Annotated in this window: 18 protein-coding genes and 2 riboswitches; of the genes, 7 read left to right on the forward strand and 11 right to left on the reverse strand. The window is 56.0% G+C overall.

The features are described 5' to 3' along the window. Window positions 1-30: 30 nt before the first annotated feature. The 4 genes from ACOCF6_RS08705 to gltX form a co-directional block, all read right to left on the reverse strand. Window positions 31-1,314 (reverse strand): (Fe-S)-binding protein, encoded by a 1,284-nt coding sequence (locus tag ACOCF6_RS08705; protein ID WP_482459990.1) that lies wholly within the window; start codon window positions 1,312-1,314, stop codon window positions 31-33. 106 nt (window positions 1,315-1,420) lie between these two features. Then, window positions 1,421-3,448 (reverse strand): excinuclease ABC subunit UvrB, encoded by a 2,028-nt coding sequence (gene uvrB, locus ACOCF6_RS08710; protein ID WP_482459991.1) that lies wholly within the window; start codon window positions 3,446-3,448, stop codon window positions 1,421-1,423. A gap of 15 nt (window positions 3,449-3,463) precedes the next feature. Further along, entirely contained in the window at window positions 3,464-4,873 is a 1,410-nt protein-coding gene (locus ACOCF6_RS08715; RefSeq protein ID WP_482459992.1) for a Ni/Fe hydrogenase subunit alpha, read from the reverse strand. A gap of 98 nt (window positions 4,874-4,971) precedes the next feature. Continuing rightward, a complete protein-coding gene (gene gltX / locus ACOCF6_RS08720; RefSeq protein ID WP_482459993.1) occupies window positions 4,972-6,369 on the reverse strand; it encodes a glutamate--tRNA ligase in 1,398 nt (465 codons plus the stop codon). Window positions 6,370-6,635: 266 nt separating this feature from the next. On the opposite strand from gltX, the gene ACOCF6_RS08725 reads away from it, so the two are divergent. Further along, complete coding sequence (locus tag ACOCF6_RS08725; protein WP_482459994.1) at window positions 6,636-7,349, forward strand: diguanylate cyclase; 714 nt, start codon at window positions 6,636-6,638, stop codon at window positions 7,347-7,349. Window positions 7,350-7,364: 15 nt separating this feature from the next. Here ACOCF6_RS08725 and mnmL read toward each other — a convergent pair whose 3' ends face one another. From mnmL to thiS, 4 genes are read right to left on the reverse strand one after another with little or no spacing between them, the layout of a single operon-like run. After that, complete coding sequence (gene mnmL / locus ACOCF6_RS08730; RefSeq protein WP_482459995.1) at window positions 7,365-8,309, reverse strand: tRNA modification radical SAM protein MnmL/YtqA; 945 nt, start codon at window positions 8,307-8,309, stop codon at window positions 7,365-7,367. Further along, on the reverse strand, window positions 8,293-8,928 hold the full coding sequence (thiE, locus tag ACOCF6_RS08735) for a thiamine phosphate synthase (protein WP_482459996.1): 636 nt from the start codon (window positions 8,926-8,928) through the stop codon (window positions 8,293-8,295). Before thiE ends, mnmL begins: the two co-directional genes overlap by 17 nt. Beyond that, on the reverse strand, window positions 8,921-9,703 hold the full coding sequence (locus tag ACOCF6_RS08740; protein WP_482459997.1) for a thiazole synthase: 783 nt from the start codon (window positions 9,701-9,703) through the stop codon (window positions 8,921-8,923). Before ACOCF6_RS08740 ends, thiE begins: the two co-directional genes overlap by 8 nt. 5 nt (window positions 9,704-9,708) lie before the next feature. After that, window positions 9,709-9,957: a sulfur carrier protein ThiS gene (gene thiS / locus ACOCF6_RS08745; protein ID WP_482459998.1), complete on the reverse strand. Its 249-nt coding sequence runs from the start codon at window positions 9,955-9,957 to the stop codon at window positions 9,709-9,711. 52 nt (window positions 9,958-10,009) lie between these two features. Beyond that, window positions 10,010-10,110, reverse strand: a riboswitch (TPP riboswitch). 253 nt (window positions 10,111-10,363) lie between these two features. On the opposite strand from thiS, the gene ACOCF6_RS08750 reads away from it, so the two are divergent. The 5 genes from ACOCF6_RS08750 to ACOCF6_RS08770 all read left to right on the forward strand — a co-directional run bounded on the left by ACOCF6_RS08750 (window position 10,364) and on the right by ACOCF6_RS08770 (window position 13,785). Further along, window positions 10,364-10,696 (forward strand): PilZ domain-containing protein, encoded by a 333-nt coding sequence (locus tag ACOCF6_RS08750; protein ID WP_482459999.1) that lies wholly within the window; start codon window positions 10,364-10,366, stop codon window positions 10,694-10,696. A 32-nt stretch (window positions 10,697-10,728) separates the two neighbouring features. After that, entirely contained in the window at window positions 10,729-11,820 is a 1,092-nt protein-coding gene (locus ACOCF6_RS08755) for an AAA family ATPase (protein ID WP_482460000.1), read from the forward strand. A gap of 96 nt (window positions 11,821-11,916) precedes the next feature. Next, window positions 11,917-12,240, forward strand: a complete 324-nt coding sequence (locus ACOCF6_RS08760; protein ID WP_482460001.1) for a flagellar FlbD family protein — start codon at window positions 11,917-11,919, stop codon at window positions 12,238-12,240. A 3-nt stretch (window positions 12,241-12,243) separates the two neighbouring features. Further along, window positions 12,244-12,993: a flagellar motor protein gene (locus ACOCF6_RS08765; protein ID WP_482460002.1), complete on the forward strand. Its 750-nt coding sequence runs from the start codon at window positions 12,244-12,246 to the stop codon at window positions 12,991-12,993. A gap of 6 nt (window positions 12,994-12,999) precedes the next feature. After that, window positions 13,000-13,785 (forward strand): OmpA family protein, encoded by a 786-nt coding sequence (locus ACOCF6_RS08770; protein WP_482460003.1) that lies wholly within the window; start codon window positions 13,000-13,002, stop codon window positions 13,783-13,785. Between the two features lie 33 nt (window positions 13,786-13,818). Here ACOCF6_RS08770 and ACOCF6_RS08775 read toward each other — a convergent pair whose 3' ends face one another. Then, the gene (locus ACOCF6_RS08775) at window positions 13,819-14,763 is read right to left on the reverse strand and encodes a class I SAM-dependent methyltransferase (RefSeq protein WP_482460004.1); all 945 of its coding nucleotides are present in this window, start codon (window positions 14,761-14,763) and stop codon (window positions 13,819-13,821) included. Between the two features lie 105 nt (window positions 14,764-14,868). Here ACOCF6_RS08775 and ACOCF6_RS08780 point away from each other — a divergent pair, with 105 nt between their 5' ends. Then, a complete protein-coding gene (locus ACOCF6_RS08780; RefSeq protein ID WP_482460005.1) occupies window positions 14,869-15,060 on the forward strand; it encodes a hypothetical protein in 192 nt (63 codons plus the stop codon). Here the strand turns inward: ACOCF6_RS08780 and ttcA are convergent. Next, window positions 14,989-15,786, reverse strand: a complete 798-nt coding sequence (gene ttcA, locus ACOCF6_RS08785) for a tRNA 2-thiocytidine(32) synthetase TtcA (protein ID WP_482460006.1) — start codon at window positions 15,784-15,786, stop codon at window positions 14,989-14,991. The genes ACOCF6_RS08780 and ttcA overlap by 72 nt on opposite strands. Window positions 15,787-15,790: 4 nt before the next feature. Further along, window positions 15,791-16,894 carry a homoserine O-acetyltransferase MetX gene (gene metX, locus ACOCF6_RS08790; RefSeq protein ID WP_482460007.1) on the reverse strand — a complete coding sequence of 368 codons (1,104 nt, stop codon included), beginning with the start codon at window positions 16,892-16,894 and terminating at the stop codon, window positions 15,791-15,793. 56 nt (window positions 16,895-16,950) lie between these two features. Continuing rightward, window positions 16,951-17,049: riboswitch (SAM riboswitch) on the reverse strand. Window positions 17,050-17,084: the final 35 nt, after the last annotated feature.

The raw sequence follows: 17,084 nt of genomic DNA on the forward strand, positions 1-17,084 counted from the left end.
CCCCCGGAGACCGTTTTGAAATGGTGCGGACTAGATCAGCTTCAAACGGCGTGCCAGCAGCTGCAGGGTATGCAGCACCTCGACACGCGAACCATGCTGCTTGAGCCCATCGGACAACTGCATCATGCAGCCGGGACAGCCGGTGGCCACAGCCTGGGCTGCGGTGGCGACAATGGCCTGGCTCTTGGCCTCGTTGATGGTCATGGAGGAGCCGTAATGATACACATTAAACGTCCCCCCCAAACCGCAGCAGCGATCGGCCCCTTCCATCTCGACCAGCTCCACGCCCGGTGTTGCCTTCAGCAGTTCACGGGGCTGTTTCGTCAACCCTCGGGTACGCAGATGGCAGGGATCGTGATAGGTCACGCGGATTGAATCACCGGCCCCGGTTTCCTCCGGGCTCAGCCCCAGTTTCTGCAGCAACTGAGACGCATCCACGGTCTTGGCGGCCAGCGCCTCCAATCGGGCCTTCAATTCCGGATTGCGCTTTCCGATCACCAGCGGGTAGAGCCGGTGCAGGGCACCGCCGCAGGTCGCACAGGCGCTCATGACATAATCGGCCTCATAGCGCTCCATTTCTGCCAGATTTTTCTCGGCCAGGTCGCGCACGGTGTTCAGATCCCCGCCGGACATGCCCGGCAGACCGCAGCACTGCTGACCCTTGGGTATGATGACCGTACAGCCCAGATGACGGAAGAGGGCCAATGCCGCCTCCCCGATCTCCGTATACACGAAGTTGGTCATGCAGCCGACAAAGAATACGATCCGCGGCTTGCCCGGTTCTCCCGCTATGACCTCGGGATGGCGGTCCATGAAAGGTTTCTTGGCGATAGCCGGGATGTGGCGGGTGTTCCCCATAAACGGCAGGGGAAAGCGCAGCCGCAATCCGGATGTCGCCGGGACCTTTTTGAAAAACAGCGGGCCGAACAGTGATGCCATCCGGGCCCCCATCTGCATACGGGAGCGGTTCTTGATCACCTGTCCGACCGCCGCATGGAAAGTAGTCAGACCACGTTTTTTTGCCAGGGCCTCGCGGGCGGCGATAACGATCTCATCGGTCGGTACCTCGTTGGGACACTTCTCGACACAACTGCCGCATAACAGGCATTTCGACATGGCCAGATAGGTCTGGTCATCCAGTTCTATGTCGTCTTTAAGTATATGCTGTGCCAGGGCAACCTTGCCGCGGGCCACGGCCGGCTCGCGACCGAAGGCGGTAAAGGCCGGACAGTTGGCCCGGCAGGCACCGCACTTGACACATTTTTTCAATTGATCTTCAACCCGCTTGAGCGGGTCACTGGTTGCATCTGACATTACTGATTCCTTCTTGCTGCGAAAAGTCGATTGCTGTTACCACATCTCTAAAGAGTAAACAAACCACCGCTATTTCTCAATCTAAATTATCATTCCGCTATCTGCATCAGCGCAATGCCAGCTCCATCCCTTCCAGTTTTTTCACCCGGTCGCGAAGTTTGGCGGCGTTCTCGAAATCCAGTGCCTTGGCCGCTGCCAGCATCTCCTTGCGCAGCTTCTTGATCAGCTTGGGGATGTCTTTGGGGGCAAGGTACTCCTCGTCTGCTTCGGCCACCGCGCCGGGCGGGGTGTAGTAATCCCGCTCTTCAATGGAACCCAGGATGGTTCCCATACTCTTCTTGACCGTCTCGGGGGTAATGCCATTTTCCTCATTATAGGCCAGCTGCCTGACGCGGCGACGGTGGGTTTCATCGAGACAGGACTGCATGGAACGGGTGATTGTATCGGCATACATCAGCACCCGGCCGTTGATATTGCGGGCGGCCCGGCCGCAGGTCTGGATCAGGGAACGGGCCGAACGCAGAAAACCTTCCTTGTCCGCATCGAGAATGGCCACCAGCGAGACCTCGGGCAGGTCCAGACCCTCGCGCAGCAGGTTGATTCCGACCAGTACATCAAATTCCCCCAGCCTCAGATCACGCAGGATCTGCATCCGCTCAATGGTAACGATATCGGAATGGAGGTAGCGCACCCGTACCCCCAGCTCGCGGTAGTAATTGGTCAGTTCCTCGGCCATGCGCTTGGTCAGGACCGTCACCAGCACACGTTCACCATGGGCCACGGTTTCGCGGACCTCGTGGAGGAGGTTGTCCACCTGACCGACTGAAAGCCCTCGTGCCGTCACCGGCCGGATCTCTATGACCGGATCGACTAACCCGGTCGGGCGGATGACCTGTTCGACAAAGACACCGCCGCTGCGCTCCATTTCGAAATCGGCCGGCGTGGCGGAAACATAGACCGCCTGCTGGATGCGTGACTCGAACTCCTGGAAGTTGAGCGGCCGGTTGTCGAGGGCGGCCGGCAGACGGAAACCGTACTGGACCAGGGTCTCCTTGCGCGAGCGGTCGCCGCGGTACATGCCGCCGATCTGGGGGACCGTGATGTGGGACTCGTCCACGAACAGCACAAAATCTTCCGGGAAGTAGTCGATCAGGGTGTAGCCCGGTTCACCGGCCTGCCGGCCGTCGAAATAGCGGGAATAGTTCTCGATCCCCTGGCAGAAGCCCATCTCTTCCATCATCTCGATGTCAAAGAAGGTGCGCTGTTCGATACGCTGGGCCTCCAGCAGCATATTCTGCTCACGGAAATAACGGATACGCTCCCCCAGATCGACCCGGATCAACTCGACCGCCTTTTCCAGGGTTTCGCGGGTGGAGACATAGTGCGAAGCCGGATAGATGGCGCACTTCGTTATTTTCGTCAGAACCGTCCCCCGCAACGGATCGATCTCGCTGATCGCCTCCACCTCGTCGCCGAAGAACTCTATCCGCAGCGCCTTGTCGTTGTCATAGGCCGGAAAGACCTCCACCACATCGCCGCGCACCCGGAATGTCCCGCGATGAAAGTCCGTATCATTGCGCTCGTACTGGATCTCCACCAGCTTCTTCAGCAGGGTGTCGCGGCCGTACTCCTCCCCCTGGCGAAAGAAGATATGCAGCGCCTGGTAGGCCTCGGGCGATCCGATACCGTAGATACAGGAGACCGAGGCCACGATGATCACATCACGCCGCGTCAGCAGGGAGCGGGTGGCCGAATGGCGCATCTTGTCGATCTCGTCATTGATCGAGGAGTCCTTCTCGATAAAGGTGTCGGTGGTGGGGAGATAGGCCTCGGGCTGGTAGTAGTCATAGTAGGAAACAAAATACTCGACCGCATTGTCCGGAAAGAGTTCCTTTAGCTCGCCGTACAGCTGGGCCGCCAGGGTCTTGTTGGGGGCCATCACCAGGGCCGGCTTGCCGGTTCGGGCAATGACGTTGGCTACGGTAAAGGTCTTGCCGGAGCCGGTTACGCCCAGCAGGGTCTGGTGCCGGTCGCCACGCTCGATGCCCTCTACCAGTTCTGCAATTGCCTGGGGTTGGTCGCCACGGGGAATATAATCGGTTTTGAGGATAAACGGAGATGGTTCTGAATTCATGATGCCATTTTAGACTTACAGCACGGAACTGTCCAGCACCTTCCCGTCCGGGGCATGCAGTTCAACCCGTATCCCCATGCGGCCGTGGAGGTGGGTCGCGCAGGATAGGCAGGGGTCGTAGAGCCGGATGCCGTGTTCAACACGATTGAGCAGCCCTTCCGTCAGGCTGTCGCCACGGATGTGCAGCTTGGCTATGTCGGTGATGGCACGATCCATGGCATGGCTGTTGTGACCGGTGGCCACGATCAGGTTAACCCTGGTGAGCAGGCCATGCCGGTCTACCTGGTAGTGGTGTATCAATGTCCCGCGCGGGGCTTCGGTCACACCGACCCCTTTAGAATGGTTCACTCCGGACCGTATCAGCACATGCGGATCGCAGACCGCCGGATCGTCCAGCAGCGTTCCCATGCGCTCGACGGCATACAGCATCTCGATCAGGCGGGCCTGGTGGTAACTGAGACTGCCGGTCACAGCCCCTCGACCGCCAAGAAACGCCTGGCGCATCCGCTCAGCCTGGGGTGCACCGACAAAAGGGGCCGTATTCAGTCGGGCCAGAGGGCCAACGCGGTAGAGCCGTGTATCCCCGAGGATACATTCCGTCGGTTTCATATAGCTGTCACCGGACTGAGTCTCACGGATCGCCTCGCCATACGCCTCCGCTGCCACCTCACGCACCAAGACTCCGGAATCATCCACGAAGCGCAGCCGGCCAACGGTATAGTCGAGGCGCCCGTCCTCCCCCACCAATCCCAGGAACAGACTGGGAAAATCTGCGCATACGCCCATCCCGGACAGCAAGCTGTCACCATACGCATCCCAGATATTCATGGCATAGTGCACCAGTTCCAGCGCCTCCGGCAGCAGGACAGCAATGGTATCGCGCCCCTCTGCACTGAGCGGCGCGCGCATGCCTCCCCCAACAACGAATTCGGGATGTAGAGCGCCTCCGCCGACCAGGTTGACGATCTCCTGTCCGATCTGGCGCAGACGGATCCCCTTTGCGATCAGTTCGGGTTTGTGCCGGGCCAGACCGACAATGTTGCGTTCCAGCGGATCGCAATCCAGTCCAAGGACGATATCGGGGGCAGAGAGATGAAAAAAACTGATGGAATGGCTGAGAACCAATTGGGACAGTGAGAGGAGAGACCGCAGCCGGCGGGCGGGCGGCGGAGGTTCCACGCCCAGGATGCGATCACACGCCTGAGCCGCTGCCAGTGCATGACTGACCGGACAGATGCCGCAGATGCGGGCGGTGATGGTCGGCATCTCCCAATAGGGACGTCCGACACAGAAGGCCTCGAATCCACGGAACTCCTGGACATGCAGACGGGCGGCTGCAACCTGTCCGGCTTCATTCAGACTGATGCTAATTCGGGCATGCCCTTCAATGCGGGTCACGGGAGAAATCGTAATTGTCTGGCTCATGTAAAAACTGTATCACAAAACAGGTCCGCTGCCAGATCAGCCACAAAAAAACCCGGACCGTGCCGGGTTTTCTGCATGCTGCTTATCGCATGTCCTAGTTATGCCGTCACGACTTCACGCGCCCTGGCAATTCTTCGTGCAGCCTCCTCAACCCCCAGTACCTCGACGATCTCGCCGATACCGGGCGCCTGGGTGCCACCCGAAAGGGCAATACGGGTCGGCTGACCGACCTGGGGCATCTTCCAGCTGTTCTCCGCACATATTGCTTTAAACAGGGCATCCAGCTCTGCCGCCGATGCGCCGGCTGACGCGGCCAACCGGTCGGCAACAACCGTAAAGACTGTTGTCAGGTGCCCTTTGTCGAACTTGGCCAGGGCGGCCTGATCATAAGACTGCGGGGCTGTATAATAGAATACTGCCCGCTCAGCCATCTCCTCCAGGGTCTGGGCGCGTTCCTGCAGGGTTTTGACCACTGCCACGAGATCCGGGCCATGCAGGGTACTGACACCGCGACTGGAAAGGTGCGGCAGCAGCAGATCTGCCAGGCGCTCCGGATCCCCGGTCTTGATGTAGTGGGCATTCAGCCAGTTGAGCTTTTCCGTATTAAAAACACCGGCGGATCGTCCCACATCGGCAATATCAAACTTTTCAATCATCTCTTCACGGGAGAAGATCTCATCATCACCGTGACTCCACCCCAGTCGCACCAGATAATTCATCAGCGCCTCGGGCAGATAGCCCATATCCCGATAGGCGATGACGCTGGTGGCCCCGTGGCGTTTGGAGAGCCGTGCCTTGTCGCTGCCCAGGATCATCGGCACATGGGCAAACTGGGGAACCGGAAAACCAAGTGCCTGGTAGAGCTGAATCTGGCGCGGGGTATTGTTGACATGGTCATCACCACGGATAACGGTGGTAATACGCATGATGGCGTCATCAATCACCACACAGAAGTTATAGGTCGGTGTGCCGTCCGTACGCTGAATGATCAGGTCGTCCAGTTCTTCGGCCGGGAAAGCAATGCGACCCTTGATCAGGTCGTCGAAGGCCACCTCGCCCCCCTGCGGCGCACGGAAGCGGACAACAAAAGGGGCATCGGGCTGATCGGCGCGATCGCGGCAGGTACCGTCGTACTTGGGCTTGCGCCCCTCCTTCATGGCCAGATCGCGCTTTGCACCCAGCTCCTCGGCGGAGCAGTAGCACTTGTAGGCCTTGCCCGCATCCAGCATCTTCTGGACATGCTCCTTGTACAGATCAAAGCTGTCGGACTGGTAGAACGGGCCCTCATCCCAGTCCAGGCCAAGCCACTCCATCCCATGCAGAATGGCATCCACCGATTCTTTGGTAGAGCGTTCCACGTCCGTATCCTCGATGCGCAGGATAAACGTCCCGCCGAGCTTGCGGGCCAGAAGCCAGTTGAAGAGGGCGGTACGGGCACCGCCCACGTGCAGGTAACCGGTAGGGCTGGGGGCGAAGCGAACGCGGATTGGGGACATGCAAAACTCCTTCTGTAGGTAATTACATACGTTTATGTGTGCCAGGGCCATGTCATGCGCTGAGACTTCGGGTGCGGTACTATAGCATTGCAGATTATTCCAAAAAAGCACTTTCTTCTGCGTACACATTCTTTAGTCTTTGACAATGTACCGTAATACTGTGCTAAAATATCGCGATTTCTGTTCACACATTGTCACGAACTGTTATTCGACTCTAATTGCATCCAATCATTTCAATTGTTATCGCAGCGCAAGAGGGAGGGGACATGAAGACCGCACATAAGGTCAAGGATTTCTCAGGCAGCAGTGACATGGCTCGCTTCGAACAGATCATCGCCGACAGGCGCTTTGCAGACACCACCCTTCTTTCTGAACTCACCCAGCTTCATGAACACTCTCAACTGCTTGAGCGCCGTGTAGAAAAACTGACAGCAGAAAATGAGCAGCTTAAGACCGAACTGGTCAACATGGTGCGTTCGCTTGATCTGGCCAGCAGGATCGACGGCATGACCGGGCTGGCCAACCGCCGCGATATCATGGAGAAGATCGATCGGGAAGCCACCCGTTCACAGCGCCACCAGCACCCGTTTACAATCATTTTGATCAATATCGACCATTTCAGACAGGTTAACGACACCTATGGCTACAATGCCGGTGATGATGTGCTGGTAGAGGTCTCACGCGTCCTCAGAGGGTGCGTGCGTAACGAAGACATCTGTGCCCGCTGGGGCGGAGAAGAGTTTTTGCTGCTCCTTCCGGAAACAGGCGCCGAAGCATCTCTTGCAGTGGCGAACAAGGTGCTTGAATCGACCTCCATGTCGGAGTTCAAGGCCAACAAACCGGGCATACGACTTACCGTCAGTATCGGGATCTGCGAACATGATCCGTCCCAATCCGTCCAGGAATGCATCTCCAGGGCGAACCAGGCCCTGACCCTGGCAAAACAGGGCGGCAGGAACCGCTACATCATCGCGAAATAGGGACGTCCTGCCCGATCAGCTGCGCGCTGCCCGGCAGCCCTGCCAGGTGCCGCGCTTCTGCAATTCATTGATAACCGCATACCACATCTGATTATTCTTGAGGCCCCAGCGCGGAGCAACGCTGATAGCCAATGGCGCAGAACCATACAACCGCTGTACCGTGATCCTCGCCGGCAGCTGTTCCAGGAAATCGGCCGCAGTGGCGACGTAATTCTGCAGGGTAAGCGGTATAAATTCGCCACGCCGGTACATCTCCGCCAATTCAGTCCCTTCCACAGCATGCAGTTGATGCAGCTTGATCGAATCAATCGGCAGTGATGCTATCAGATCTACGGTTTTCAAGAAATCTCCGGCTGACTCACCGGGGAACCCGTAAATCAGATGGGCACAGATGTCAAATCCATGACCCGCCGCCCGCTGGACCGTCGCCACAAACTCTTCCAAGGTATGTCCCCGATTAATCCGCGACAGAATGGCATCATCCATGGACTGCAGACCCAGCTCCAGACACACATAACGCGTCCTGGCAATCTCCGTCAAAAGCTCCAGAGCTTCGGCGGAAAGCGCGTCCGGCCGGGTCCCGACCGAAATACCGACCACATCGGGATATTCGAGGGCCCGCCTGAAAAGATCAGCCAGCACATCGACCGAGGCATAGGTGTTGGTGTATTTCTGGAAATACACGATAAATTTTTCGGAGCCGAGCCGGCGACGATGGTACTCCATGCCATGGGCCAGCTGATCTTCCAGTGGGACCATCGGCTGGGTGTCTTTGGGCGAAAAAGATACATTGTTGCAATAGATACAGCCGCCGGTCCCTTTGCTGCCGTCGCGATTGGGGCAGGTAAAACCGGCATCCACGTTGACTTTGCTGACCCGGCAGCCGAAACGGCGACGCAGGTAGTGCCCGTAGGAGTGGATGCGCAACTCTTTGTGTAATATTTCAGGAAAGTTTTTCATGACAAGCGATCAGGCGAAGAAATGCTTCGGTTTCTGCAGCGGGATCCTGAGCGGAGATAATGGCCGAGATCAGGGCAATGCCGCGAGCACCGGCTGACAGAACTTCAGTAGCTGACGACATTTTGACACCGCCCAGAGCAAAAACCGGAATAGTCAAAGCCGAGGCAGCTTCGGCCAACCGTGTCAGGCCAAGCGGCTCACCGTAGGCAGCTTTGGAGGGGGTCGCAAAAATCGGTCCGAAGGAAACAAAGTCGGCGCCGTCCTGTTCGGCCTGGCGTGCTTCTTCCACGCTATGGGCAGAATATCCGATCAGCCGGTCACTGCCCAGCATACGTCGGGCAACTGTCACGGGCAGACCGGCCCGGCCCAGATGTACCCCATCGGCCCCGACCGCCAGGGCGATGTCAATACGGTCGTTGATCAGCAGCTTAGCGCCATATTCCCGGGTGATATTCCGCAGTTCACGTGCTGATTCAAATAATTGACAGCTGCCAAGATCCTTTTCGCGCAGCTGAACCGCCTGCAGCCCGGCGCGCAATGCATCAGTGACAACGGCAGGGAGTCCCCTCCCTGCCGTCTGCGTTCTATCGGTTATCAGGTACAGACTGAAATCAACCAAGCAGACCCTCAATCGGACTGGAGGCATTCGCGTACAGCTTGCGCGCGATGCGGCCGGCTTTATAGGATAGGCGGCCGGCACGTACAGCCAGATTCATCGCCTCGGCCATGGCGATCGGGTCCTGAGCACCGGCAATAGCAGTGTTCATCAGGACACCATCACAACCCAGTTCCATGGCAATGGCTGCATCCGAAGCACAACCGACCCCGGCATCCACGATAACCGGCACCTTGATGTTCTCCAGTATGATCTTGATGTTGTAAGGGTTACGGATACCGAGACCGCTGCCGATGGGCGCCCCCAACGGCATGACCGCGGCACAGCCCAGATCCTCCAGCTTGCGGCAGACGGTTACATCGTCACTGCAGTAAGGCAGAACGGTAAAGCCCTCAGCAACCAGGATCTTGGCAGCCTTGAGCAGTTCCTCGTTGTCCGGAAAAAGGGTCTTCTCATCACCCAACACCTCCAGCTTGACAAAATCCGACAATCCGGCTTCACGCGCCAGGCGACAGGTACGCACGGCATCATCGGCTGTGTAGCAGCCTGCGGTATTGGGCAGCAGGGTGTATTTTTTCAGATCGATATGATCCAGCAGCGACTCCTGATTGCGATCGCTGATGTTGACCCGCCGTACCGCCACGGTGATGATTTCGGCCCCCGAAACTTCCAGCGCCTGGACCATCTGCTGAAAACTGGCATACTTGCCGGTACCCACCATCAAGCGCGAGTTGAACTCGCGGCCGGCAATAATCAAGGTATCACGCTGTGTATTCATGGAAGTTACTCCTCTGTTAGATAGTTGAAAGGGGCACGTTGTTGCACACAACCTTGGCCGCCGCCCACAAAGTGGACAATCTCGACTCTATCGCCTTCCGCCAGGGTGTGCGAGTCATACTGCACCTTCGGTATAATCTCCAGTCCGACCTCCACAGCGACCCGCTCGCGGGCAATCTGCAGATGATCGAGCAGCTCTGCGACCGTGCAGCCGTCCTTGATATCAGCGGACTCACCATTTACCATCACCTGCATGTCAGCCTCCATTACCCGAAAAAAAGAAAAAGCCGCGAAAGCGGCTTGTGAGTGTTGGTCGGTTGCGCTTCCCTCCGCCGGCATTACCCGGATCAGGTACTAAGGGTCGCGGCCAATGTGCCGCTCTCAGTCGAAACTCCCCCAGCGATTTTTCCTAAATTAGATGATTGGCTTCAGCCTGTCAATCCAATTTACAGGCCGCAATCAGCAAACCTCGCAGTACATAGCCCTGATAAACAGGATACGTGCGTTAACGATGTGATATTTTGCCTGTATCAAGATACAGAACGATATTTGCAACGAACTAAAAAAACTTTCCCAAAATTTCTACCACTAATTACAAATTGTGGTATATTTCTGGCATTAAAAAACGGATGCGAATCTAATTACGACGATGGAGAGTTCAATGGCGGACAATCGTGAGATCACACGACTCAAAAAGCGTTTTTCCGTGCGTTTTGGCATTGATGAGGCGGCCAGAGTCGCATTTACCGAAGATATATCCATGACCGGCATGTTTATCAAAACCCCAAACGTCTGCCCTCCCAACACCAAGATTATCGTCGAATTCGAGCTTGCTGACAAAAAGGTGGCGCTGGTCGCACGTGTCATGTGGGCCAAAAAAGTACCGCAAAACATGTTTCATCTTGTCAAGAAAAGCGGGATGGGTGTGCGCTTTCTCCGCTTCCAAAACGGAGAGGATCATTTTAATAACTACTTTGAGAATCAACCTGCCTAGACAGGCACTCACTGTTTCAGGATTGTGAACCCATGTGCAAAAAGATATTCATCGGTGCAACCGGACAGCACTGCGGCAAAACCACGATCAGCTTATCGCTGATGCACCTGGCCCGAAAAAAATATAATCGGGTCGGCTTTATCAAACCGATCGGACCCAAATGCATAGAGTACCGGGGCCTGACCATGGATATGGACGCTGCCATGATAGCAGGGGTGTACCACCTGGATGATGACGCACACCTCATGTCCCCCGTGACCCTTACCCCCGGCCTGACCCGCAGGTTTCTGGACGGAGAACTCCCCCCGGATTATGCGCGCAATGGCATCCTCAAGGCTATTGAACAGCTTGAAAGTAAGAACGATTTCCTGATTATCGAGGGCGCCGGTCATGGCGGTGTCGGTTCGGTTGTCGGGATGAATAATGCCGCCATCGCCTCCCTGACTAATGCCCCGGTACTTATGGTCACTGGCGGCGGCATCGGCAGCGTCATTGATGCAGTCGAACTCAATCTCGCCCTTTATAAAGAAACCAACGCTGATGTCCGCTGTATCATGGCCAACAAGCTCGTCCCGGAAAAGCGCGAGCGCTCACTGGCCTATCTCCGCAAGGCCTTTTCGGGCAAGGGCATTACGGTAACCAGCGCCTTCGATTTTTCACCGATTCTGGCTGATCCCACGCTGCAGCATGTAGCAGAATTGCTGGAACTGCCGTTGATGGGTGCTCCCTCCGAGCGCAGCCGAATCTGCCACACCATCCAATTGGGCGCATCCTCCTCCCAGCGTGTCATCGATCACCTGGGAGACTCAACACTCCTGATCGTAACCAGTTCACGTGACGAACTGATCGTAACGGCATCATCACTGCACCATATACCCGATTTCAAAAAACGCCTGACCGGTCTGATCATCAGCGGTCATGCCCCCATGTCCAACATCACCCAGCAGATTCTGGAGGACAGCAGAATCCCCTATATCCGGATAGAGGAAACCTCTTCGGTCGTTTTTTCACTCCTGCGGGAGCATGTATCCAAAATCGGGCCGGATGATGCTGAAAAGATCGAGCTGGTTAACTCGATGGCCGAACAGTATATCGACTTTGATGCCATTGATGCCATGCTGTGATGCCAGCGGTGTCCCAACGGTCCAACAACGTAAAAGTTCTTGACCTTACAACCTTTTTACTATTTATAGAGAAATCTTCATAAAATCGGCGGTCAAATGATTTTGTTAACCCGCATGGACAAACAGGAGATGCACATCAACCCCGACCACATCGTCAGCATCGAAGAGACGCCCGACACGGTCATTGCACTCTTCAACGGACACCACTTTATCGTCAAAGAACGAGCCAGCACAATTATCAGCAGGATTGTGGCATACAGAACCAAAATTATCCGCAGGTCCGGTGTGTATGGCCGGAAAAAATATCTTGAGCGGCAGAAAACAAGCCAGTTTCGCAGCAGTACACTTAATCGGGATATAGTCTGCCCGGAAAACTGCTCGGTACATGAACGCAGCCCACTCCTTAGCAGGGAACTATAACGTATGGATTTAGCAACTATCATCGGGTTGGTCATGGGATTCGGAGCGGTTTTCGGCGGCGCGGCCCTGGAAGGCGTTCACCTGAAGGCGCTGATCCAGCCGACAGCGGCAATGATCGTGCTCGGCGGCACCTTCGGCGCCACCTTTATCAGTTTCCCGCTTCCGGCGATTATACAGGCATTCAAAGACGTTAAAATCGCCTTCCTTCCCAACAAAGTCGACCTGGATGGCGTGGTCAAAGACATCATCAACTACGCGACCAAAGCCCGCCGTAACGGATTGATATCTCTGGAACAGGAGGCTCAGGCGGTACGGGACCCTTTTGTCAAGAAGGGCATTTCTCTGGTCGTTGACGGCATTGACCCGCAGAAACTGCGTGAGACACTGGAAGCAGACATCATGGCCTACGAGGATCACACCAAGCATAGCGTCGAATTTTATGAATCGGCAGGGGGATTCGCACCCACTATCGGTATCATCGGCGCTGTTCTGGGTCTCATCCACGTCATGGGAAATCTCTCCGACTCATCCAAGTTGGGCGGCGGTATTGCCGTGGCATTCGTTGCCACAATATATGGTCTGATGGTCGCAAATATCATTTGCATTCCAATCAGCAGCAAACTGAAGATCCGCATGAAAGAAGAGATTTTGAGGCGAATAATGATCCTGGAAGGATTGATCGCAATCCAGAACGGGGAGAACCCCCACTTCATTGAACAGAAACTCAAGGCATTCGTGGGTGGTGATCACTAAGCGGCCATGGCACTCAAAAAAGTACCGGAAAAAGCTCCAAACCATGAGCGCTGGCTCGTCTCCTACGCCGACTTCATCACCCTGCTGTTCGCCGTGTTCGTAGTGCTTTATGCCATGGGGCAGACTGACAAGAAAAAGACCGATGAGGTCATAGCCTCGCTGCAATCCTCGTTCGGCTTGGCAAGCATAGGTGCCACAGCTCCGAAAATGAACGTAATACCGTCCAAGCCGATCAGCATCATGCCTTCCCTCAAGCCCGAGCTCTCGATCACACCGGCCGGCAGAACCGGGCGAGGCCAAGCCAGAACACGGGCCGAAGAAAAAGACTTCCGCCAGATCAAGTCCTCCATTGAAGCCTACCTGGTGAAGCAGGGCGCCCAGAACAAGGTATCACTGAACATCACCAGACGCGGACTGATCGTCAGCCTCAAGGAGGCCGGTTTTTTCGATTCCGGCCAGTCACAGATCAAACCCGAGGCCTATGAACTGATAAACACCATCTCCGAGGTTATGACCCAGTATAACAACCCGCTGCGGGTTGAGGGCCACACCGACAACGTCCCCATCAGCAGCGCCCAGTTTCCTTCCAACTGGGAACTGTCCACAGCACGTGCAACCAACGGCCTCAAATACCTCATCAAGCACTTCGAGGTTGATCCCGATAAAATATCGGCGACCGGTTACGCAGAGTTCCGTCCCATTGCCGACAACGCAAGCCCCGATGGCCGTGCCAAAAACCGACGTGTCGACCTGGTCATGCTCTCCAGCGACGGCGAACGCGGCGAACCGTAGTCCAACCTCCCCAGTATCGTATTCTTCGCAGCCTTAACCTTCTGAGGATACAGGCTTACGCCAGAAAAGATAGACACCTGCATCCAATTCAGGCGGCAGCACCAGACGACTGAGTTCCTTGTCTTCTTCGAGATTGAATGCAGATTGTTCGTGGTAGTCCCCCCAGTTTCCGGCTGCAAAACGATGCCGACTGCTGATCACGATGTAGAGCTGAACACTTCGTGACCTGAAGACCTGGCGTTCAAAGCTGTTGCCTGCCGGTGGCCAGGAGCAGATCACCGCATCGGGTGCGTAGCGGCGTAACGCTTCTACTGCATCCAGCCGGGCAACCCACTCGGGGTAGCGGACCGCATGCTCCCAGCTGTAATCATCCGATGCCTGAATCTGAACTCCCTGCTGTGACAAAAACCGTGTCAGTGTCCCATCACCGGCAGCGATCTCAAGACAGGAGCGCGTTCCGATTTTTTTCGCCAGGGCTGCAATCAACTCCCGGGAATAGAAGCAGTAAATCCCTTCCGGCTGAACAAGCGGCATCAGCAGCCTTTTCTGCCATACCAGCGGCCAGAAGATACGGAACCAGAACATCGAAGCCGGTTTGCGCTCCAATCCGTCTGCAAACAGCAGTTTCTGGGCAACAAATCCATTCAAAAGATTAAAGCGAACCTTTCCGCTTTCAATTCCGGAGGCGATTGCTATGCAGTGCTGCTTAACCGCCGTATGCGCCATACGGTAACGAATGTTGTATCGTACCGCACTGTCCGCTATCTTTATGGTTCTGTGGCCCTTGGCCGAAAGCTGTCCCTGCAATGACAGGCGTTTCAGATATGCCTGCAGCTCTTCCGGCTTGCCACTGGCCAGAACAGCCCCAAGCTCTGCCTGCACACATTCCCACTCATCCGGATACGCTGCACAAAGCTCTTTAAGGCCCGGATTATTGTTAAGCCACTGCAAAACAGCATCCGGATCTGTCATCTTCACGAGATCTCCTCCTGTCATCGCCCCTCTGCAAGAGCCGAAACGACTCATTATGTCACAAGCTTCCGTTATACTCCCGACATCAACACTACAACGAGGAGGCGCCGTATGGAAGCGATAACAATTGCAGGAGTGGCGGTACTGGCGGTCGGGGGATATTTTTCTGTCATTGATTTCATGAATGATCTGGGGATTCGCCGGAAAAGAGTCGAGGTTGCCGTGCAGAAGCTATATGTCTCCCGGCGTTATGTCGTCGCGCCGCAGACCGGGATCAAGAAGATGGCGGGGATGCACATTTGAAAGGGCCTTGAGCAGGCTGTTTCTGATATGCGGGATATCCTTCTCAAGAGTCTGCAGCAGTATTTTCATGCGCTTACGCTGCTGATCGGCCGTGCCGCAGACCGGACAGCAACAGCACACGACCGGAAGCTCGGCCTGACGCGAAAAGCTGATGATGTCCGACTCTGCCACGTACACAAGCGGCCTGATGACGGTTGTTGCTCCATTGTCAGCCAGCATGGATGCCGACATGGCCTTCAATGAACCGACAAAAAACTGGTTGAGCAGCAGGGTTTCAATGAAATCATCGCGGTGATGCCCAAGCGCCAGCTTGTTACAACCCAGTTCCTGCGCCACGGAATACAACGTCCCGCGCTTAAGCCTGGCACAGATGGAACAGTAGGAAGAACCGGGCCGACGCTTGTCCTGAATAATGGCATAGTGCTCGGTCGGCACCATCCTGTGGCTGAATCCGTACTCCCGCAGGAACCCCTCGATGACGTCGGTTCGATACCCGGGATAGCCGGAATCAATATTGATCGCGATCAACTCGAATGAAACCGGTGCCCGTCGACGCAACTCCTCAAGCAACAGCAGCAGCGTGTAGGAATCTTTGCCGCCGGACACTGCGACCGCAACCCGGTCCCCCTCCGTGATCAGGTCAAAGTCGGCAATCGCCCTGCCTACACCGTGCCGCAGTTTTCTGAACAGCGGCAGGCTGCGGATGTCCTCCCATCCCTGAGTCATCGTTTCAGCCTTCAATGCGTGTCAATAACGACATGACCATGGGGGCAAAGGTTTCATGTTCCAACAGAAAGGCATCATGACCGTAGGCCGATTCGATCAGGTGGTACTCAACAACCTTTCCCAATCCTTTCAGGCAGGTCACCATTTCTTCGGTCTGATAGGGGGGATACAGCCAATCCGAGGTGAATGCAAAAAACTGGATCGGGGCCGTTACGGCACTGAATGCCTCCGCCATGGATTCACACCCCCAGGCAACATCATAGAGGTCCAGCGCCTTGGCCAGATACAGGAAGGAGTTGGCGTCAAAGCGGTCAACAAAACTGTAGCCGTTGTAGTTCAGGTAACGCTCGACCTCGAACTGCCCGAAAAAATCGAACTGGCCGTCCTTGGCGGAAAATCGCCGCCCGAACTTGGCATTCATGGACTCGTCGGACAAAAAGGTGATATGGCCGATACCGCGGGCCAGTGCCAGACCGTCCTTGGGGTTGTGTTTATATTCCCCCTTGCGCCAGGTAGGGTCATTGAAGATCGCCCAGCGGGCTACAGCGTTCAAGGCGATCGCCTGTGGAGAGGGTCGCGGCGTAGAGGCCAGCACAACCGCTGAAGCGATCGAGTCGGGATACTGGGTGGCCCACTCCAGGGCCTGCATCCCGCCCATACTGCCACCCATGACACAGAGCAGCTGCCGGATGCCGAGATAGTCTGTCAAAAGTTTCTGAGCCCGCACCATATCCCGCACCGTGACGACCGGGAAGGTCAGGTTATAGCGCTTGCCGGTTTTGGGGTTGATGGAGGCCGGACCGGTGGAGCCGTAACAGGAACCGATCACATTGGGACAGATGACAAAATAGCGCTCCGTATCCAGAAGTTTACCGGGGCCGACGATCGTATCCCACCAGCCCGGCTTGGGATCGTCGGCGCTCAGCTTGCCGGCCAGGTGGGCATTTCCGGTCCAGGCGTGCTCGACCAGAATGGCATTGGAGGCAGCAGCGTTGAGGGTTCCGTATGTTTCATACACAAGGGTGATTGGCGCAAGGATTCGACCGCTATCCAACCGGATACCGGAATCAAAGGTGACGGATTGTTCAGTAACAATGCCAACGGACATCAAAAAACCCCTTCACAACACATGAGAAGGGGCTGAAACGACGGTTCACAGCGCACCTCTCATCTTTGCCTTCCGGCAGGAATTAGCACCTGACGCCTGATTGGCCGGTTGCTGTGGTTTCGCAGGGCCTTTCCCTCCACCACTCTCGATAAGCAGGTTTTGTTGGTCAAGAATACGAAAGAACCCCCCT

This window comes from Geobacter psychrophilus (genome assembly GCF_056821595.1).